Annotated in this window: 20 protein-coding genes and 6 tRNA genes; 25 read left to right on the plus strand and 1 reads right to left on the minus strand. The window is 48.1% G+C overall.

Annotated features, from left to right (window positions below; translation table 11 throughout):
* The first annotated feature begins 164 nt into the window (after positions 1–164).
* The 13 genes from ACMP1L_RS13220 to ACMP1L_RS13280 all read left to right on the plus strand — a co-directional run bounded on the left by ACMP1L_RS13220 (position 165) and on the right by ACMP1L_RS13280 (position 6,772).
* A complete protein-coding gene (locus ACMP1L_RS13220) occupies positions 165–779 on the plus strand; it encodes a C40 family peptidase (RefSeq protein WP_177303806.1) in 615 nt (204 codons plus the stop codon).
* 235 nt (positions 780–1,014) lie between these two features.
* On the plus strand, positions 1,015–1,224 hold the full coding sequence (locus ACMP1L_RS13225) for a hypothetical protein (RefSeq protein ID WP_373245219.1): 210 nt from the start codon (positions 1,015–1,017) through the stop codon (positions 1,222–1,224).
* A gap of 197 nt (positions 1,225–1,421) precedes the next feature.
* On the plus strand, positions 1,422–1,739 hold the full coding sequence (locus ACMP1L_RS13230; protein WP_182432648.1) for a rhodanese-like domain-containing protein: 318 nt from the start codon (positions 1,422–1,424) through the stop codon (positions 1,737–1,739).
* 127 nt (positions 1,740–1,866) lie between these two features.
* Positions 1,867–2,412 (plus strand): phosphodiesterase, encoded by a 546-nt coding sequence (gene yfcE / locus ACMP1L_RS13235; protein ID WP_118733549.1) that lies wholly within the window; start codon positions 1,867–1,869, stop codon positions 2,410–2,412.
* A 12-nt stretch (positions 2,413–2,424) separates the two neighbouring features.
* On the plus strand, positions 2,425–3,612 hold the full coding sequence (locus ACMP1L_RS13240) for a THUMP domain-containing class I SAM-dependent RNA methyltransferase (RefSeq protein ID WP_118733550.1): 1,188 nt from the start codon (positions 2,425–2,427) through the stop codon (positions 3,610–3,612).
* 31 nt (positions 3,613–3,643) lie between these two features.
* Positions 3,644–4,981, plus strand: a complete 1,338-nt coding sequence (locus ACMP1L_RS13245) for a lectin like domain-containing protein (RefSeq protein WP_418453299.1) — start codon at positions 3,644–3,646, stop codon at positions 4,979–4,981.
* Positions 4,982–4,997: 16 nt separating this feature from the next.
* Positions 4,998–5,609: an RdgB/HAM1 family non-canonical purine NTP pyrophosphatase gene (gene rdgB, locus ACMP1L_RS13250; protein ID WP_373245212.1), complete on the plus strand. Its 612-nt coding sequence runs from the start codon at positions 4,998–5,000 to the stop codon at positions 5,607–5,609.
* Positions 5,609–6,100 (plus strand): metallophosphoesterase family protein, encoded by a 492-nt coding sequence (locus ACMP1L_RS13255; protein ID WP_418453300.1) that lies wholly within the window; start codon positions 5,609–5,611, stop codon positions 6,098–6,100. The genes rdgB and ACMP1L_RS13255 overlap by 1 nt, the downstream gene beginning before the upstream one ends.
* Positions 6,101–6,220: 120 nt before the next feature.
* Positions 6,221–6,295 (plus strand) — tRNA-Pro (locus tag ACMP1L_RS13260).
* 13 nt (positions 6,296–6,308) lie between these two features.
* Positions 6,309–6,379, plus strand: a tRNA-Gly gene (locus ACMP1L_RS13265).
* Between the two features lie 25 nt (positions 6,380–6,404).
* A tRNA-Arg gene (locus ACMP1L_RS13270) sits at positions 6,405–6,478 on the plus strand.
* Positions 6,479–6,514: 36 nt separating this feature from the next.
* Positions 6,515–6,588, plus strand: a tRNA-His gene (locus ACMP1L_RS13275).
* Positions 6,589–6,691: 103 nt separating this feature from the next.
* Positions 6,692–6,772: transfer RNA gene (locus ACMP1L_RS13280), tRNA-Leu, on the plus strand.
* A 70-nt stretch (positions 6,773–6,842) separates the two neighbouring features.
* On the opposite strand, the gene trpS is transcribed toward ACMP1L_RS13280, so the two are convergent.
* Positions 6,843–7,904, minus strand: coding sequence for a tryptophan--tRNA ligase (trpS, locus tag ACMP1L_RS13285; protein ID WP_418453301.1), 1,062 nt, complete (start codon positions 7,902–7,904; stop codon positions 6,843–6,845).
* A 193-nt stretch (positions 7,905–8,097) separates the two neighbouring features.
* Here trpS and ACMP1L_RS13290 point away from each other — a divergent pair.
* From ACMP1L_RS13290 to ACMP1L_RS13345, 12 genes are all read left to right on the plus strand, one after another.
* Positions 8,098–8,169: transfer RNA gene (locus ACMP1L_RS13290), tRNA-Gln, on the plus strand.
* Positions 8,170–8,432: 263 nt separating this feature from the next.
* Complete coding sequence (locus ACMP1L_RS13295) at positions 8,433–9,443, plus strand: LacI family DNA-binding transcriptional regulator (RefSeq protein WP_418453302.1); 1,011 nt, start codon at positions 8,433–8,435, stop codon at positions 9,441–9,443.
* Between the two features lie 80 nt (positions 9,444–9,523).
* A complete protein-coding gene (gene rpiB / locus ACMP1L_RS13300; protein ID WP_418453303.1) occupies positions 9,524–10,033 on the plus strand; it encodes a ribose 5-phosphate isomerase B in 510 nt (169 codons plus the stop codon).
* 13 nt (positions 10,034–10,046) lie between these two features.
* A complete protein-coding gene (locus ACMP1L_RS13305) occupies positions 10,047–10,871 on the plus strand; it encodes a TIM barrel protein (protein ID WP_418453304.1) in 825 nt (274 codons plus the stop codon).
* An 18-nt stretch (positions 10,872–10,889) separates the two neighbouring features.
* Positions 10,890–11,720, plus strand: a complete 831-nt coding sequence (locus ACMP1L_RS13310) for a transketolase (RefSeq protein ID WP_475544553.1) — start codon at positions 10,890–10,892, stop codon at positions 11,718–11,720.
* On the plus strand, positions 11,717–12,658 hold the full coding sequence (locus ACMP1L_RS13315; RefSeq protein WP_418453306.1) for a transketolase family protein: 942 nt from the start codon (positions 11,717–11,719) through the stop codon (positions 12,656–12,658). The genes ACMP1L_RS13310 and ACMP1L_RS13315 overlap by 4 nt, the downstream gene beginning before the upstream one ends.
* 4 nt (positions 12,659–12,662) lie before the next feature.
* Positions 12,663–13,565 carry a sugar phosphate isomerase/epimerase family protein gene (locus ACMP1L_RS13320; RefSeq protein WP_418453307.1) on the plus strand — a complete coding sequence of 301 codons (903 nt, stop codon included), beginning with the start codon at positions 12,663–12,665 and terminating at the stop codon, positions 13,563–13,565.
* A gap of 11 nt (positions 13,566–13,576) precedes the next feature.
* Positions 13,577–14,539, plus strand: a complete 963-nt coding sequence (locus tag ACMP1L_RS13325) for a D-2-hydroxyacid dehydrogenase (protein WP_418453308.1) — start codon at positions 13,577–13,579, stop codon at positions 14,537–14,539.
* Positions 14,540–14,550: 11 nt separating this feature from the next.
* Positions 14,551–16,044, plus strand: coding sequence for an L-fucose/L-arabinose isomerase family protein (locus ACMP1L_RS13330; protein WP_418453309.1), 1,494 nt, complete (start codon positions 14,551–14,553; stop codon positions 16,042–16,044).
* 45 nt (positions 16,045–16,089) lie between these two features.
* Positions 16,090–17,163: a TRAP transporter substrate-binding protein gene (locus tag ACMP1L_RS13335; protein ID WP_418453310.1), complete on the plus strand. Its 1,074-nt coding sequence runs from the start codon at positions 16,090–16,092 to the stop codon at positions 17,161–17,163.
* Positions 17,164–17,195: 32 nt separating this feature from the next.
* The gene (locus tag ACMP1L_RS13340) at positions 17,196–17,669 is read left to right on the plus strand and encodes a TRAP transporter small permease (protein WP_418453311.1); all 474 of its coding nucleotides are present in this window, start codon (positions 17,196–17,198) and stop codon (positions 17,667–17,669) included.
* Entirely contained in the window at positions 17,647–18,951 is a 1,305-nt protein-coding gene (locus ACMP1L_RS13345; RefSeq protein ID WP_418453312.1) for a TRAP transporter large permease, read from the plus strand. The genes ACMP1L_RS13340 and ACMP1L_RS13345 overlap by 23 nt, the downstream gene beginning before the upstream one ends.
* Positions 18,952–18,983: the final 32 nt, after the last annotated feature.

The raw sequence follows: 18,983 nt of genomic DNA on the forward strand, positions 1-18,983 counted from the left end.
AAATTATACAGATAGCACAGAAAACGAAAGGAAATTATTAAGAAAAAGTAAATTTTGACCAGATTGCTTGACTCATAAGCGTCACAAGTGTATAATCTCTTTGTAACATAGTTAACAATTATGTAATATTTAGAAATAAAGTATTCACGATTGGAGAGCGGTTCATGAAGAAAACAGTATTATACATAGCAGCAGTGCTGGCAGTATCAGGCGGTTTGATGTGGCAGAGACCTATGGTTGCACATGCAGAGCCGGAGGTCATCCAGGAGGCTCCGGTTTCTACTGTACTCGAAGTGGCGGCAGAAGAGGTGGCTGACGAGGACAATGGACCGGCTCCGGAAATCCAGGCAGCAAAGAAGCTGGAAGAAGAACTGGCAGCAGCCGAGGAAGCGGCAGCCAGGGCAGCAGAAGAGGCAGCCAGTGCCCGCCAGAATCTTGTGGACTATGCGCTCCAGTTTGTGGGCGGCCCGTACCGCGCAGGCGGCAATGACCCGCATACCGGTGTTGACTGTTCCGGCTTTGTGCGCTATGTCATGCAGCATGGCGCAGGCATCAGCATGAACCGTTCTTCCGGTTCTCAGGCAACCCAGGGTCACGCAGTGAACTCCAGTCAGATGCAGCCTGGCGACCTGCTGTTTTACTCCGGCGGTTCCGGCATCAATCATGTAGCCATGTATATCGGAGACGGAAAGATCGTGCATGCGTCTACTTATGCGACCGGCATCAAGATTTCCAAATGGAATTACCGCAATCCGGTGAAGATTGTAAGCATGTTTTAAATCGCATTGCTTTTTCCACACATTTCCAGTATAATGAAGCGGAAGAATGCTGATTCCCTTAGTCAGGTTCTTCAACCTTATTAATTATTTATACTCCCTAGTGAAGGCCGGACAGCTCCCCTGTCCGGCTTTTCCGTTTTGGAAAAAACAGACAGGATCAGGACAGTATATTTGTAATGCAGATTCGCATACTAATCCCGTAACAAATTTACAGCTCAAACAGGAGGTAGCGATCATGAGAGACCATTACAATGATATGGACAATAGCAGAAACTGCCATACTTCTGACTCTGTGGATTCTGAGAAGAACAGTACCCGGAATACCAGCCGCGATTCCGGCCAGAACAGCAGCCGGAATTCCGGGCAGAACAAGGCGCAGAATAGCAGCCGGAATAAAGCATACAACAGCAGCCGGAACAATATGGATAACAGCAGCAGAAATTAGCAGGCTGCAACAGGAAAAGGGTCGTCTTCTCAGGGAAGACGGCCTTTTTTTGTTTCATAGGAAATTGCGCCTATGAAACAAAAAAGCGCTCCGCAGGGATGCGCACTCGGCGCAAAGGCACATTCTTTTTTCGCGGATTGTCCAACCGCAGCCTGTCTGCATAAGATATAGTAAGAAAGACGGACAGGCGGATGCGTATGTGGGATCTGATAAGCGGAGCACAGCTGGATGAATACCTGGATCAGGGAAAGAGGCTGTTTCTGGTGGATATGCGGGATGCACGTGCCTACCGCAGGGCACATATCCGGGGTGCTGTGAATATTCCGTACGGAGAACTGCGGGCCAGGATCGGGGAGCTGCCGCAGGAGAGTCTGATCGTGCTTTACTGTTACCATGGACCGAACAGCATGCGGGCGGCCAGATGGCTGGCCTCTCTGGGATATGAGACAGCGGATGTATATGGCGGAATCCAGGCCTACCGTGGGAAGTATCTTGAGTGGGGACCACAATGCTGATTTTTGGGAGCGGTATTTCCGGGTTATGATTTCAGTTATGATTTCGGCAGAGGTATTCGTTGACAAGTTCATGGGCGGGTAATAAAATAACAGTATTAATTCCAAGAAAAGACGAGGAGAATACGCTATGAAATACATGTTTGCATCTGATATTCACGGTTCTGCCCATTACTGCAGGAAAATGCTTGAGGTGTACCGTCAGTCCGGAGCAGAGCGCCTGATTTTGCTGGGTGATCTTCTGTATCACGGACCACGCAACGACCTTCCGCAGGAGTATGCGCCGAAGCAGGTGATCGCCATGTTAAATGAGTACAAAAATGAGATCATTGCCGTGCGCGGCAACTGCGAGGCTGAGGTAGACCAGATGGTTCTGGAGTTCCCGGTTATGGCGGATTATGCCATTCTGGTGTTAAATGGCCTGACCTTCTTTGCTACCCACGGTCATCTGTTCAATCAGGACCAGATGCCGCCGTTAAAGGCAGGAGATATTCTGGTACATGGTCATACACATCTTCTGAAGGCAGAAAAAGTAAACGGCCATTACATCTTAAACCCGGGTTCCACCTCCATCCCGAAGGGCGGCAATCCGGCTACATACGCGATCCTGGATGAGCAGGATTTCAAGATCCTTGACTTTGACGGAAATGTAGTCAAAGAGGCAAAATTAGGTTAGGAAAGGAATGGTATGGCGACAAAAGTATATGAACTGATTGCACCCTGTCATTTTGGCCTGGAGGCAGTCCTGAAAAAAGAAATCCTGGATCTCGGCTATGAGATTGCCCAGGTGGAGGACGGAAAGGTAACCTTCCTCGGAGATGCGGAGGCTATCTGCCGCGCGAATATTTTCCTGCGCACGACGGAGCGTATTCTGCTGAAGGTGGGAAGCTTTAAGGCTGTCACCTTTGAGGAGCTTTTCCAGGGAACCAAGGCACTGCCATGGGAGGAATATATCCCGCAGGATGGCCGTTTTTGGGTCAAGAAGGCCAATTCCATCAAGAGCAAGCTCTTTAGCCCGTCTGATATCCAGTCCATCATGAAAAAGGCTATGGTAGAGCGCATGAAGCAGGGCTATGGTGTGTCTGTGATCCCGGAGACCGGTGCGGATTATCCGGTGCGCGTATCTTTGTATAAGGATATTGTGACGGTAGCGCTGGATACCACCGGCGAGTCCCTTCATAAGCGCGGATACCGCAAGCTGACCAGCAAGGCTCCCATCGAGGAGACTCTGGCAGCGGCCCTCATTATGCTGACGCCGTGGAATAAGGACCGCATCCTGGTAGATCCGTTCTGCGGAAGCGGAACCTTTCCCATTGAGGCAGCCATGATGGCGGCTAATATGGCGCCGGGCATGAACCGCTCCTTCCTTTCAGAGGACTGGAAGCAGATCATTCCGCGCAAGTGCTGGTATGAGGCTATGGATGAGGCCCAGGAGATGGTGGACGATACGGTGAGTGTGGATATTCAGGGCTATGATCTGGATCCGGAGGTCATTAAGGCAGCCAGAGCCAATGCAGAGCTGGCTGGCGTGGCTCATATGATCCATTTCCAGCAGAGACCGGTGTCGGAGCTAAGCCATCCGAAAAAATACGGTTTCCTGATCACCAACCCGCCGTATGGCGAGCGTATTGAAGACAAAAAGAATCTTCCGGCTCTGTATACCCAGATCGGAGAGCGCTTTAAGGCGTTGGACAGCTGGTCTGCGTTTATCATTACTTCCTATGAAGATGTTGAAAAGTATATGGGCCGCAAGGCAGATAAAAACCGTAAGATCTACAATGGTATGATGAAGACCTATTTCTATCAGTTCCTGGGCCCGAAGCCGCCGAGAAGAAAACCGGAGGGCGCACCGAAAAAACAGGATTGTGAACAGTAAGCCTCCATGGAACAGGCAGGGAGAAGCTGAATTGAAAAATAGATTTGCGCGGATGTGGCTGGTTCCTGTGCTGACTGCCGCGGCATTTTTTGCAGTCGGCTGTACAGCTGAGAAAATTTCAACATCAGAGACAACCTCTGCGGTGACAGAGCTTGTGATACCGGAAAACTCAGAACTTCCGGCGCGATATGATGCCCGGGAGGATGGACGCACAGCTCCGGTAAAGAACCAGGGAGATCTTGGCACCTGCTGGGCCTTTGCATCGCTTTTGGCGCTGGAAAGCAGCCTTTTGCCGGAGGAATCCTATGATTTTTCGGAGGACCATATGTCCCATGATCCGAATTTTCTGCTGGATCAGAAAAGCGGAGGCGACTATATCATGTCCATGGCCTATCTGCTTTCCTGGAGAGGACCTGTCCTGGAGGAGGAGGATCCTTATGGGGACGGTATCTCGCCGGAGGGACTGACGGCGGCAAAGCATGTACAGGAGATCCGGATTCTGCCGGCATATGACCGTGAGGCTGTCAAAGCAGCTGTGTACCGGACCGGTGGTGTCCAGAGCGCACTGTATACGACACTGCAGAGGCAGGAGCAGGACAGCCGCTACTATAATGACAAAACCGGAGCCTACTATTATTCCGGAACGCTTCCGCCCAACCACGATGTGGTCATTGTGGGCTGGGATGATGATTATCCGGCAGAAAATTTTTCGGAGCTTCCGCCGGATAATGGCGCTTTTCTTTGCGAGAACAGCTGGGGAACGGGATTCGGCGAAGCGGGGTTTTTCTATGTTTCCTATTACGATACCAATCTCTGTACCACCAATCTGCTCTATTCCGATGTGGAACCGGCAGACAATTATGACCGGATCTATCAGACTGATCTGTGCGGATGGCTGGGGCAGATCGGCTATGGAAATGAGAATGTGTGGGGAGCAAATGTTTATACGGCTTCAGCCGGCATGCAGCAGATCTGTGCTGTCGGATTTTATGCGGTGGATGCAGATACGGAATATGAGATCGGCATCGTCACGGACGTGCCGGACCAGCCGGCAGCAGACTGGAGGCACTTAAAGCAAAAGAAGCTTGGAACGGTATCCGGAACGCTTCCGTATGCGGGCTATTACACCATACCGCTTGCGGAACCGGTAAAAGTTAAGCCGGGAGAGCGCTTTGCTGTGACCTTGAAGCTTCATACGCCGGGAGCAGTTCATCCCATGGCGATTGAATACGATTCAGGAGACGGACGCTGCCTGGTGGATATCACGGACGGAGAGGGATATTTAAGTGCAGATGGTGATGTATGGGAACGGGTGGAAACAGAGCAGGAGTGTAACCTCTGTCTGAAAGCATATACGGTGATGCAGTAGAAAGAATGGAGAAAATATGAAAAAACACAGAATCGTCTTTGCAACCGGCAATGCCGGAAAAATGAAAGAGATCCGCTTGATCATGGCTGATCTGGGCTGTGAGGTGGTTTCCATGAAGGAGGCCGGGGCAGACCCCGAAATCGTGGAAAATGGAAGATCATTTGCGGAAAACGCGGAAATCAAGGCTCGCGCGGTCTGGAACTGCACCGGTGATATAGTGCTGGCAGATGACTCCGGTCTTGTGGTGGATTACATTGGCGGAGAGCCGGGCATTTATTCTGCACGCTATATGGGCGAGGATACCTCTTACGAGATCAAGAACCGGAATATCATTGACCGTCTGGCAGACGCAAAAGGCCAGGAGCGCAGTGCCCGCTTTGTCTGCAATATTGCAGCAGTCCTTCCGGACGGACGTGTTCTGCACACAGAGGCAGCTATGGAGGGACAGATTGCCATGGAACCGGCCGGATGCGGCGGCTTTGGCTATGATCCGATCCTCTATCTTCCGGAATTCGGCATGACCTCCGCGGAAATCACGATGGAGCAGAAAAATGCGATCAGCCATCGCGGCAAGGCGCTGGAGGCCATGAAAAAGGAATTAGAGCATTACTTTGAGGAGGAAGCCTGATGAAGATACTGATCGTGAGTGATACCCACAGAAAAGACGGAAACCTGTATGATGTGATCGAGAAGGAGAAGCCGTTTGATATGCTGATCCATCTGGGAGACGCAGAGGGAAGCGAGCATGTGATCGCGGACTGGCTTGATGAGGACTGTGATCTGGTAATGGTACAGGGAAACAATGATTTCTTTTCCTCGCTGGACCGGGAAATAGAACTGGATCTTGGACCGCACCGAGCTTTTCTGACTCACGGTCATTATTATAATGTATCTCTGGATGTGGACCGCCTCTGGGAGGAAGCAAAGGATCGTGGCTGTGACATTGCCATGTTCGGTCATACTCACCGCCCATATCTGGAGGAGCTGGATGGAATCACGCTTTTAAATCCGGGCAGTCTTTCCTATCCGCGACAGGAGGGCAGAATGCCTTCTTACATGATCATGGACCTGGCAGATGACGGAACCGCGAAATATCACATGATGTTTTTAGGGGAATAAAAAAATATAAAAAAATTTTTCAAAAACTGTTGACAAAAGAAGACCTGTATTATATAATTACTCTCGCGTTGTTCAGTAGCACTCTGAGAGAGCGGATGAACATACAGGTTTTCAGTGATCCGGGGTGTGGCTCAGCTTGGCTAGAGCACCTGGTTTGGGACCAGGGGGTCGCAGGTTCGAATCCTGTCACCCCGATTGAATTGAATATGCGGGTGTAGTTCAATGGTAGAACACCAGCCTTCCAAGCTGGATACGTGGGTTCGATTCCCATCACCCGCTCTTGAAAAGTTTATCTTTTCAAAGTGAGTCTGTAGCTCAGCTGGATAGAGCAACGGCCTTCTAAGCCGTGGGTCGGGGGTTCGAATCCCTTCAGGCTCGTTTCTTTCACGAAAGTGAAAGATGAATTTCATAATGGTGGGTATAGCGCAGCTGGTTAGCGCGCCAGATTGTGGCTCTGGAGGCCGAGGGTTCGAATCCCTCTATCCACCCTGATTGTCAGATCCTTATGCAGATATGCGTAGGGATCTTTTCCAATCTGTATGATCTTACAGCGGCAGTGCATTCCCGCGCTGCACACAGAATTTCATATCCGCGGGCATGGCGGAATTGGCAGACGCGCCAGATTTAGGTTCTGGTATCTCCGATGTGCAGGTTCAAGTCCTGTTGCCCGCACTGAAAAACCCCGGTGATTGGTTTCACCGGGGTTTTTGTGCGATTGACGGCCATTGTATGAATGCCGCTTTTATTTGGTTAAGGTACCATTGTCGAAGTAGTCGATCTTCATGGAATGACGTACATCTGCCAGGGTCTTTGCTGCAGTTTCCTTTGCACGCTTGCTGCCTTCTGCCAGGATATCGTAAACATCCGGAAGACGCTGTTCCCATGCTTTTCTGCGCTCGCGGATCGGAGCCAGCTCGTCCTGGATAACATTGTTTAAGAACTTCTTGACTTTGACATCGCCAAGGCCGCCGCGGCGGTAGTGGTCTTTTAACTCATCCAGGCTGTTGTAATCCGGCAGGAATTCTGCGAAGTGCTCCGGACGGCAGAATGCATCGAGATAGATGAATACCGGGTTGCCTTCCACCTGTCCCGGATCTTCCACGCGAAGGTGGTTGGGGTCAGTGAACATGGACATGATTTTCTTGCGGATATCCTCTGGCTCATCAGATAAGTAGATGCAGTTGCCCAGGGATTTGCTCATTTTTGCTTTGCCGTCAATACCTGGCAGTCTTAAGCATGCCTGGTTCTGCGGGAGGATGATCTGCGGCTCAACCAGGGTCTCGCCGTATACAGAATTGAACTTGTGCACGATCTCGCGGCACTGTTCGATCATTGGCATCTGGTCTTCACCAACCGGAACGGTGGTAGCCTTGAATGCGGTGATATCGGCTGCCTGGCTGATCGGGTAGCAGAAGAAGCCGACCGGAATGCTTGCCTCAAAGTTACGCATCTGGATCTCAGCCTTTACGGTTGGGTTTCTCTGCACACGGGAAACGGTAACCAGGTTCATATAGTAGAAAGTAAGCTCAGTGAGCTCCGGAACCATAGACTGGATGAAAATGGTGGATTTCTTCGGGTCGAGGCCGCATGCAAGGTAATCCAGGGCAACCTGGATAATGTTGTCGCGTACTTTTTCCGGGTGTTCTGCGTTGTCGGTTAAAGCCTGTGCATCGGCAATCATAATATAGATCTCATCGTATTTGCCGGAATTCTGCAGTCTGACACGTTCTTTTAATGAGCCAACATAGTGGCCTACATGAAGGCGGCCGGTAGGACGGTCGCCAGTCAGGATAATCTGTTTCATAAATGTTGTAAACTCCTTTATTCTTTGTGCGGCACTTCCGCTGATTCTTCTATTATAATATTTTCAATGGGGTACGTCAACTGAATCAAGGCTTTCGCTGAATGTGGGATTTTGGTGGATTTGAAAGGTAAAGCTATTGCTTTTTTCGCAGTAATCGGATATAATAGACAGGCATTTGTATTGTGAAAACCATTGGGCCATCGCCAAGCGGTAAGGCACAGGACTTTGACTCCTGCACTCGAGGGTTCGAATCCCGCTGGCCCAGCTAAAACAGCATTTGATCATTGCACATAGGGGATCAGATGCTGTTTTTATTTGTAAAACATGAAACGTTTCATTTATAAAACAAATAACGGAAAAAGATTTGGTTAAAAAGACGAAAAAGAACGATATAATACTAGATATTACGACGAAAGTGACAATAGAGTGAAAAAAGCGATTGACTGTGAAAAGCCGTAGTGCTATTATGATTTCATAAGAAATGAAACGTTCCATTTCTTGCGAAATCACTGTCGGAAGGAGGGACGAATGACTACAATAAAAGATGTAGCGAGGGAGGCGGGTGTATCTCTTGGAACGGTATCCAATGTTCTGAATGGCAGGGAAAGCGTTAAGCCGGAAAACCGGGAAAAAGTTTTGAAAGCCATAAAAAAGTTGAGGTTTCATTATAATATGACAGCCAGTGCGCTGCGGACAAAAACAACAAAGAATATTGGATTGATTATTCCGACAATTATTAATCCTTATTATCCGGAACTTGCAAGAGGTGTGGAGGATGAAGCCCGTAAAGCTGGGTTTACCGTATTTTTATGTAACAGCGACCGGCAAAAAGAAAAAGAAAAGGTATATATCAATGCGCTACTCAGCAAGGGAGTGGATGGAATTATCCTGGTAAAGCCTCAGATGGAGCGCAGCGAACTCCTGGAACTGGGACAGCAGACGGCATTGGTGATCCAGGATTGTGAAGTGAATGAGGATGATGGGCTTTTGGAAGTCAATGTAAACGATTATGTGGGGATCGTTCAGGGAATGAATCTGCTGTTCCGTTATGGACACAGCCGGATTGCCTTTCTTGGAGGCCTGATGGAATCCCACTCCAGCCGACGCAGGATGAAAGCGTATGAAGACTGTCTGGAGTCCAGAAAAATTCCGTATCGTCAGGATTATGTGAGCCTTGGTGATTACAGTACAAACAGTGGTTTTAACATGATGAAAAAATTGTTGAAAACAAGCCCGCTTCCAACAGCTGTCATTGCATCCAATGATATGATGGCTATGGGAGCCATGAAGGCCATTCAGGAAAAAGGGCTGCAGATTCCGGCAGATATTTCTGTTATTGGTTACGACGACATTGAAATGGGAAAGCTTTGTACCCCGGCCCTTACTACCATCCATCAGCCCAAATATGAGGTTGGAGTGGCCGCTTTCCGGTTGCTGAAGCAGACAATTTTGGGAGAGGATATTCCGCCTGAACAGAAACATATTGTGATGGAGACACGGATGGTACAAAGGGAATCTGTGGGATATGCAGCAGAGTAGATTATTAAAAGAATCCTGAAAAACAGGATTCTTTTAATAATAACATAAATGAAACGTTTCATAATAGAGGAAAGAAGCGCGTGGAGAAAGAAAAAAAAGTAATTTACATCGGAAATGATCATGGTGGATGCCGCTTGAAAAAAATCATCACAGCCTATTTGGATGAGCACGGGATTCCATATGTAAATGTAGGTACCGATACAGAAGAGATCGTCCGCTATCCGTATTATGCAGCACAGGTTGCCGAAGCAGTATCTACCGGGAAGGCTGTGCGTGGAATCCTGATTTGTTCTACCGGTATTGGCATGAGTATTTTTGCAAACCGCTTTAAAGATGTTCGGGCTTCGCTTTGCACCGATACTTATATGGCAAAAATGACCAGAAGGCATAATGATTCCAATATTCTCTGTCTGGGCGGCAAGATCACCGGAGAATTTGAGGCAATTGATATTCTGGAGACCTGGCTGAAGGAAGAGTTTGAAGGAGGACGTCATAACATTTCTCTGGGGCTGATTAAAGAGGCAGAAAAAACGCTTTGCTGTGAACAGGTACCGGAACCGGAAGCAATCCTGCCGGGAGAAAGAAAATAACAGGAGGTGTCACGTGAAAACAGCAGTAACGATTGCGGGAGCGAATGCAAAAGATTCTGCATTTGTGGTATGGAGAGGGTTTGAAAAGTCCATCCGGAAGGCATCGGAATATGGGTATGATGGAGTAGAACTGGCGTTAAAGCGTGCAGATGAAATTGACCGGAAACAGCTTCGGGAATGGCTTAAGGATAACCATATGGAAGTCAGCTGCATCACAACAGGCCAGGTGTTTGCGGATCTTGGACTTTATTTTACACATCCGGATCCGGAAAAACGAAAAGAAACCATCCAGGTCTTTTCCAATCTCATCGATCTGGCGGAGGAGTTTGGCGGCATCATCAATGCAGGAAGAACACGGGGCTTTGTAGGAGAAGGGCAGACCCGGGAGGAGGCAGAAAAATTATTTGTGGATGCCATGCGCGCATTGTGTGATCGGGCAGCAGCGAAAAAGGTTCAGATGCTGATTGAACCGGTAAACCGTTATGAGATTAATTTTGTAAACAATTTGGATGAAGGTGCTAGGCTTCTTTCTAAAGTTGAGCGGGAAAACTGCGGACTGCATGCGGATGTATTTCATATGAACATTGAGGATGACCGGATTGGAGACAGCCTGATCCGAAACGGGAAATGGGTTAAATATGTACATCTGGCTGATTCCAACCGACTGGCACCCGGACTGGGGCATCTGAATTTTGATGAAGTATTTGAAGCACTGAAAACCATTCATTATGACGGATGGGTTTCTGTGGAGATTCTTCCGGGAGATAATCCGGACTGGATGGCGGGAAAAGCTATTCATTATATCAAACCAAAAGTAACCGACTATATGCCATATTAGAATAGGAGTGAAATGAACATGACAGAGGAGAGAAAAAGAGAACTGGAAGCAAAGTGCCTTCAGTTTCGCAAGGAACTGATTGATTTGCTTCATGAGATTCAGACAGGACATCCGGGCGGATCCTTATCGTGTGCGGAAATTCTGACGACATTATATTTTGACTGTATGAATCATGATCCAAAGCATCCGAAGATGGAAGGACGTGACCGGTTGATTTTAAGCAAAGGCCATGCCGCCCCAATGCTGTATCTGGTTTTAGCGGAGCTTGGATATTTCCCGAAGGAAGAACTGAAAACGTTAAGACAGCTCAATTCCAGACTGCAGGGACATCCCTGCGCGCACAAGACTCCGGGGGTTGAATTGTCTACCGGTCCGCTGGGACTGGGGCTTGGCGCAGGTGTTGGAATGGCACTGGCAGAACGCCTGAAAAATAGTGATGCTTACATTTATGTAATCCTTGGCGATGGTGAATGCGAGGAAGGCGGTGTCTGGGAAGCAGCAATGGCGGCATCCAAGTTTCAGACCACACATTGCATTGCATTTCTGGATCACAATGGAGTCCAGCTTGATGGCACGCTGGAAGAAATCATGCCAATGGGGGATTTTGCAGCAAAATGGGCATCGTTCGGATGGAATGTTATTTCCTGCAATGGACATGATGTGGAGGAAATTGCCAATGCCGTAGCAAAAGCGAAAGAAGAAACGCAAAAACCATCCATCGTTATTTGTGAGACTGTGAAGGGAAAGGGTATTTCTTTCATGGAAGGAAAGAACATCTGGCATGGAAAGGCCATTGGAGATGAGGATTACAAAGAGGCGAAAAAAGAGTTGGGAGGAGAGGCTTCATGAGTGAAAAAATTGCAATCCGTGATGCTTATGGAGAAGCATTAAGGGAACTGGGCGGAATCAATGAAAAAGTAGTTGCCCTGGAAGCAGATGTCGGTGGTTCTACAAAATCCATTCTTTTTGGCAAAGCATACCCGGAACGTTATTATAATGTCGGGATCAGCGAGCTGAATATGGTCAATATGTCGGCAGGAATGGCTCTGGAGGGGATGATTCCCTATGTGAATACCTTTGCGGTATTCATGGCATCCCGGGCATTGGATCCGGTGCAGTCACTGATTGCATATGATCATCTGAATGTCCGGCTGTGCGGAACCTATTGCGGCTTATCCGATTCCTATGATGGGGCAAGCCATCAGGCAATCACGGATATCGCAGCAATGCGTGCCATACCTGGGATGACGGTCATTTCCGTAGCAGATGCGGTTGAGACGAAAAAGGCCGTCATGGCTCTCGCTGAGTATGAAGGCCCTGCATATCTGCGGCTTTCCAGGGCCGCTGAGCCAGTTACCTATAAAGAGGATTTCCAGTTTGAAATTGGAAAGGGTGTTGTTCACACAGAAGGAAAAGATCTTACCATCATTTCTGCCGGGACTGTTCTTTATAATGTACTGGAAGCAGCAAAAATCCTGGAGACACAGGGGATTTCAGCAACGGTAGTGGATATGCATACAATTGCACCGATCGATCGCGGCCTGATTGCAGAATGTGCTGAAAAGACAGGTGCGATTCTTACCGTAGAAGAACATTCCATCCGCGGTGGTCTTGGAAGTGCAGTAACAGAAGTAACCGCAGAAACCTGTCCGGTACCGGTCGAAATTCTTGGGATGGAAGATTTCGCAGAATCCGGTCCGCTGGATCTGCTGACACACAAATATGGATTCGGTGCAGAACATATTGCAGAGCGGGCAAAACAGCTGCTGAGAAGAAAGGAGAAGTAGGACGATGAAAGATCCGATTCAGAAATATTTTCAAATAGGAACAATTCAGTGGATGTCACATCCGCCGGTAAGCTATGATCTTCTTGATTCTGTAAAGACTCTGGCGGTTGATGATTTCTTTACTGCCATCGAGATTACAAAAATCGCAGATGATGAGACACGGGACAAGGTAAAGCATATGCTGGAACAGTCTCATATGAAAGTCTGTTACGGGGCACAGCCAAGATTGCTTGGGCCTGGTCTGAATCCAAATGATGTGGATGAGGAGGGCAGAAAAAAAGCAGAGGAAACGCTTCTGGAGGCTATTGATGAGGCACAGTATATGGGTGCAAAGGGAATTGCATTTTTGGCCGGAAAGTGGAATGAGGAGACAAAGGAAGAGGCATACAGCCAGCTGTTAAAGACAACCAGAAACATCTGTTCCTACGCAGCAGAAAAAAACATGATGGTGGAACTGGAGGTTTTTGATTTTGACATGGATAAAGCTGCACTGATCGGTCCGGCTCCCTATGCAGCAGAGTTTGCAGCAGATATGAGAAAGACCCATAACAATTTTGGCCTGCTGGTGGATCTGTCGCACTTCCCGACAACCTATGAAACATCCAGATTTGTGATCCAGACCTTAAAGCCGTATATCACACATCTTCATTTTGGAAATGCAGTGGTAATCAAAGGCTGCGAAGCATATGGGGATAAGCATCCGCGCTTTGGGTTCCCGAACAGCGCAAACGACACAGACCAGCTAGTGGATTTCCTGACGGTATTGAAACAGGAAGGGTTCTTCCGTGCACAGGATCCGCTGGTACTGTCTATGGAGGTAACTCCGTGGGGAGATGAAGACGGAGATATCATTCTTGCAAACACGAAGCGGGTTCTGAAACGTGCGTGGGCACTGGTTGAGGATTAGGAGGAAGCGCTATGAAGATTGTGATTCTTGATGGTTATACAGAAAATCCAGGTGACTTAAGCTGGAGTGGTTTTGAGGCACTGGGGGAACTTACGGTTTATGACAGGACAACGGATCATAGTCAGATCGCAGAGCGGATCGGGGATGCAGAGGCTGTTTATACCAATAAGACACCGATCAGCCGGGAAACGATGGAAGCATGCCCGGGGCTGAAATATATTGGTGTGCTGGCCACCGGTTATAATGTGGTGGATGTCGCTGCTGCAAAGGAAAAAGGCATTGTGGTTACCAATATTCCGACATATGGTACCGATGCAGTTTCCCAGTATGCGATCGCGCTTTTGCTGGAGCTGTGCCATCATATCGGTGCCCATTCTGACTGCGTAAAGCGTGGGGACTGGACCAGCAATGCAGACTGGTGTTTCTGGAATTATCCACTGATCGAGCTGGCCGGAAAGACCATGGGAATCATTGGATTCGGACGCATTGGCCAGGGAACTGCCCGGATTGCTCAGGCGCTCGGCATGAAAGTACTGGCATATGATACATATCAGAATAAAGATCTGGAGAGTGAAACCTGTCGGTATACCTCCCTGGATGAACTTCTGAAAGAATCCGATGTTATTTCCCTGCATTGCCCGCTCTTCCCGGAAACAGAAGGAATCATCAATAAAGAGAACATTGCAAAAATGAAAGATGGTGTTCTGATTATCAATGATTCCCGCGGACCGTTGATCGTGGAGAAGGATTTACGGGATGCATTAAACAATGGAAAAGTAGCTGGTGCCGCAGTGGATGTGGTTTCCACAGAGCCGATTCAAATGGACAATCCGCTGCTTGAAGCGAAGAACTGTATTATTACACCCCATATCGCATGGGCCCCGAAGGAATCCAGACAGAGGCTGATGGATATTGCAATAAATAACTTAAAGGCTTATGCAGAAGGAACACCGGTCAATGTGGTAAACCGGTAACAGGAGGAGCTGTGAAACAAAATTATCCAGAAATCAGGCTTGGAGTTGTTCTGAGCAGCAGAAATAATTTTTCAGAAAAGTTATCACAGGACGCCGCAGACGGTTTGAAATCCCTGCTGGAACAGGAAGGCTTCTTTTGTGCAGTCTGTCCGGTTCTGGTGGAAAGGGAGGAACAAATCCCGGAGATCCTGGAATATCTGAAAACAGAGCGTTGTAATGCCCTGGCGATTGTTCTGGGGAATTTCGGGGCAGAGACACCGGAAACCATATTAGCACAGCGCTTTGAGGGACCGGTCATGTATGCGGGGATCACAGAAGACTCCAATGCACGGATGTACGATGCGAGAAGGGATTCCTATTGCGGACTGCTGAATTGTTCTTATAATCTGGGAATCCGCAGGGTAAAGGCCTGGATCCCACGCTATCCGATTCAGACGTTGTCTGGGTTGGTAGAGAATTTTCGAAAGTTTGTAAGGATTGCAGGTGCCATAGTCGGACTGAGCCAGTTAAAGCTTATCACGTTCGGACCAAGGCCAGATGATTTTGTTGCCTGCAATGCTCCAATCCAGGGGTTGTACGATCTTGGGGTGGCTGTCCAGGAAAATTCGGAACTGGATCTTTATCTGGCATATCAGAAGCATGAGAATGATCCGAGAATACCTGAAATTGTGCAGGATATGATCCGGGAGCTGGGAGAAGCGCGCTACACGGAAACCCTGCCGCGGATGGCCCAGTATGAGGTGACATTGCTTGACTGGATGAAAGATAATCTTGGAGAACGCAGGTATGCAGCATTTGCCAATAAATGCTGGCCGGCATTTCAGCAGGTATTTGGTTTTCTTCCATGCTATGTACACAGCCGTCTGGCAGGCCAGGGCATTCCGGTTGCCTGTGAAACGGATGTATATGGAGCGCTTTCAGAGTATATAGGCCTGTGTATCGGACAGAAGCCGGTAACGCTTATGGATATCAATAATGCGATTCCGGATGATATTTATCAGGATATCCGGCAAGACGGATTTCCATACAGACAGGGAGAACTGTTTATGGCCTTTCACTGCGGCAATACCAGTTCCGGCTGTCTGGTAAATCCAAAGCTGAAGTATAAAATCAACCGCAAGAATCCTTACGCTCCGGAAACAGGAAAGGAAAATAACCGGGGAACCCTGGAGGGGCAGATGATTTCGGGCAAAATGACCATGTTCCGTCTTCATTCAGATCCGGATGGCAGGCTGAAGGCTTATGTGGCAAATGGGGAGATTCTTCCTGCTGAGGTAAATACCTATGGAGATTACGGCATCTTTGCGGTGAAAGAAATGGAACGTTTTTACCGATATGTTCTGGTAGAACAGCATTTTCCGCACCATGCGGCGATTCTGTTTGAAAATCAGGCAGAGGCCGTGTTTGAGGTACTGCGGTATCTGGGAATTACGTCCATTGGATATAATCAGCCGCAGTCTCTTCCGTATGCGGCAGAAAATCCGTTTTATGATCATGAGGGGTAACAAGTTTACAAATATACACAAAAATACATATTGGAGGTAGAAGGTATGAAGAAATTAGTAGCGGCAATGGTGGCAGCAAGTATGGCAGTTGCATGTGCGGGATGCGGCGGAGGAGCGAAAACAGAAACAACTGCATCGCAGGCACCGGAAACAACGAAGGCAGAGTCCCAGGCAGACACTTCTGCCGCAGCGGATGGCGATGTGAGGGTGATTTCCATCTGTGACAGCCAGCCGGCCTCTTCCCTGATCGGACAGGCCATTGGCGAGTCCTTTGCAAATGCGCTGGCTGAAAAATCCGGCGGAAAGATGAAGGTTGAATATTACCCGGCTGCACAGCTTGGAAATGGAACTACCTGTATGCAGATGGTACAGCTTGGTACTCTGGATATGTACCGCTGCGATGCCTCTGCACTGTATGATTACGGTATTGGAAGCATGGCGGTTCCGTCCCTTCCTTATGTGTTCAAAGATCGTGATGCGGCAATTGAAATGTCCAACAGTGAGATTGGTGACAAGCTGCTCCAGGATATCACAGATGCCAAGGTGGGATTTGTAGGTCTTGGCTGGTATGTAGACACACCAAGAAGCTTTTTCACTGCGAAAAAGGAAGTGAAAACTCTGGCAGATTTAAAGGGTCTCAAGATCCGAAGCGTGGAGTCTAATCTGTATATGGATTACAAGGCTGCGCTTGGTATGAATCCGACTCCGCTGGCCTTCTCTGAGGTTTATACATCTCTTTCGACCGGAGTTATCGATGCAGCTGCAAATACCATGGACTCTTTTGTATCCAACAAGCTGTACGAGGTGTGTAAGTATTTTGTCATGAATAATGGTATGATTCCGACCTATCCGGTTGTTATTTCCGAAAAGACCTGGTCTTCCTTAAACGATGAGGAAAAGGGATGGGTCAAGGATGCTCTGAAGGTTTCTTCTGATTTCTTTGCAAAAGAAGGCGCAGCAAAAATGGATGATCAGATTAAATTCTGTGAAGAGCAGGGTGTTACCATCTGTTATCCGGAAGATGAAGATAAATGGAAAGAAGCATGTCAGGGCGTTACCGATGAGTATGGCGCAGGATATGAAGATCTGGTTGCTCAGATTGAAAATCTTGGGAACTAAAAACAACATTGCAAAAGGATTAGGTGATCAAGGTGAAGGCACTGAGAAAACTGTATGATATCATTTTCCTGGCAGTAGAAGCGTTTGCTGTTATATTTATGCTGGGGATGGTATGCATTGCGATTTATTCGGTATTTATGCGTTATGTCATGCATAATGCGCCCCGCTGGGGCGATGAGCTTGCGCTGTTGTGCATGGTGTGGTTCGGCTTTTTAAGCGCAGCAGTAGCCTTAAAGGAGGATCGGCATATTCGGGTGGATTTATGGAAAGCTGTTTTGCCGCCTAAGGCTTACAAGGTATTGGAACTGGTGGTTCATCTGATCGGATTTGCTGCCCTCTGTGTATTTTTTAAGTATAGTTTACATTTAACGGCCCTTGCAGGCATGACAAAAATGACGGGTTCCAGATTACCGCTGACTTATCTGTATCTGGCAGAACCGGTTGGAATTGGAATGCTGATCGTGGCGATGGCAGGAAGGTTGGGTGAAATCATTGCAGGTAAATAGTTTAGCAATCGGAATTTTATTAGGAGTATTTTTCCTGCTGCTGTTTGCCGGGGTACATATTTTCCTGGCAATCATGACAGCATCTCTGCTCACATGCGCTTATATTGGTGTCGATCTCCAGACGATGACCATGCAGGTTATCAAGGGCATGAACGTCTATTCCCTGATGGCCGTACCGTTCTTTATTCTGGCTGGTGAGATCATGGGAGCAGGCGGTATAACAGACCGGCTGGTTACGCTTTCCAAGACTCTGGTGGGATGGATCCGCGGTAGTCTGGCGCATGTAAATATTGTGGCAAGCCTGTTTTTCGGTTCTATTTCCGGCTCTTCCGCTGCCGATACCGCAACTATTGGACCGATGATGATTCCGATGATGGAAAAGGATGGGTATGATACAGACTTTTCAACCTGCGTTACCATGGCAAGTTCGGTAGAGGGCATGCTGATCCCGCCAAGTCATAACATGGTGCTGTTTGCACTGGCTGCAGGAAATGTATCCATTGCAAGACTGTTCATGGCCGGTGTGCTTCCTGGATTTACACTGGCGCTGGTTCTCTGCATTTACTGTTACATTGTGGCAGTAAAGCGGAATTATCCGAAGGGTGAGGGCTTTAAGCTTTCCCTGGCCATTAAGGCGTTTATCAAAGCACTTCCGGGACTTGGTACCGTTATGATTGTAGTTGTGGGTGTGCTGGGCGGAATCTTTACCGCGACAGAAGCAGCTGCGTTTGCTGTAGCCTATTCCCTGATTGTAGGAATCTTTGTATATCGGGAAATTGCGATTAAGGATGTTCCGAAGATTTTTGCGAAAGCATTAAAGACCAGTGCGATCATCCTGATCTTGATTGGCCTGACCAACTGTTTCAGCTGGCTTGTTACCTACATGAATGTTGCTACCTATGTAACAGAGCTGATCATGTCAATTACAAGCAATAAGATTATCATTCTTCTTATGATCAATCTGTTTTTGATCCTGTGCGGCATGGTTATGGATATGTCGGCGATCATCCTGATCGTTACACCGATCCTTCTTCCCATCACCACAAGCCTTGGCATGGATCCGTGTCAGTTCTGCGCAATGTTGATCTTAAACCTTGGTATCGGTGTGATCACACCGCCGGTTGGAAATACCCTCTTTATCGGAAGCGCAGTATCTGGCCGCAGTGTTGGTCAGCTTTCCAGGGCTATGATTCCATTTTACATCGTTATGGGCATAGCACTGATCTGTGTAACCTATATCCCATTGCTGTCTACATTTCTTCCCAATCTGCTGGGAACCTGATAAAGCTGTAATGAAACTATCTGCCCGACAGA

Source organism: Ventrimonas sp., from assembly GCF_048380235.1.
Lineage (GTDB): Bacteria > Bacillota > Clostridia > Lachnospirales > Lachnospiraceae > Brotaphodocola.

Excerpts from the sequence above, each read along its gene's own strand:
- ACMP1L_RS13230 (WP_182432648.1), top strand. The coding sequence starts at position 1,422 with ATGTGGGATCTGATAAGCGGAGCACAGCTGGATGAATACCTGGATCAG.
- ACMP1L_RS13310 (WP_475544553.1), top strand. The coding sequence starts at position 10,890 with ATGACAGAGGAGAGAAAAAGAGAACTGGAAGCAAAGTGCCTTCAGTTT.
- yfcE (WP_118733549.1), top strand. The coding sequence starts at position 1,867 with ATGAAATACATGTTTGCATCTGATATTCACGGTTCTGCCCATTACTGC.
- ACMP1L_RS13325 (WP_418453308.1), top strand. The coding sequence starts at position 13,577 with ATGAAGATTGTGATTCTTGATGGTTATACAGAAAATCCAGGTGACTTA.
- ACMP1L_RS13335 (WP_418453310.1), top strand. The coding sequence starts at position 16,090 with ATGAAGAAATTAGTAGCGGCAATGGTGGCAGCAAGTATGGCAGTTGCA.
- ACMP1L_RS13320 (WP_418453307.1), top strand. The coding sequence starts at position 12,663 with ATGAAAGATCCGATTCAGAAATATTTTCAAATAGGAACAATTCAGTGG.
- ACMP1L_RS13220 (WP_177303806.1), top strand. The coding sequence starts at position 165 with ATGAAGAAAACAGTATTATACATAGCAGCAGTGCTGGCAGTATCAGGC.
- rdgB (WP_373245212.1), top strand. The coding sequence starts at position 4,998 with ATGAAAAAACACAGAATCGTCTTTGCAACCGGCAATGCCGGAAAAATG.
- ACMP1L_RS13295 (WP_418453302.1), top strand. The coding sequence starts at position 8,433 with ATGACTACAATAAAAGATGTAGCGAGGGAGGCGGGTGTATCTCTTGGA.
- ACMP1L_RS13315 (WP_418453306.1), top strand. The coding sequence starts at position 11,717 with ATGAGTGAAAAAATTGCAATCCGTGATGCTTATGGAGAAGCATTAAGG.
- ACMP1L_RS13225 (WP_373245219.1), top strand. The coding sequence starts at position 1,015 with ATGAGAGACCATTACAATGATATGGACAATAGCAGAAACTGCCATACT.
- ACMP1L_RS13255 (WP_418453300.1), top strand. The coding sequence starts at position 5,609 with ATGAAGATACTGATCGTGAGTGATACCCACAGAAAAGACGGAAACCTG.
- trpS (WP_418453301.1), bottom strand. The coding sequence starts at position 7,904 with ATGAAACAGATTATCCTGACTGGCGACCGTCCTACCGGCCGCCTTCAT.
- ACMP1L_RS13240 (WP_118733550.1), top strand. The coding sequence starts at position 2,425 with ATGGCGACAAAAGTATATGAACTGATTGCACCCTGTCATTTTGGCCTG.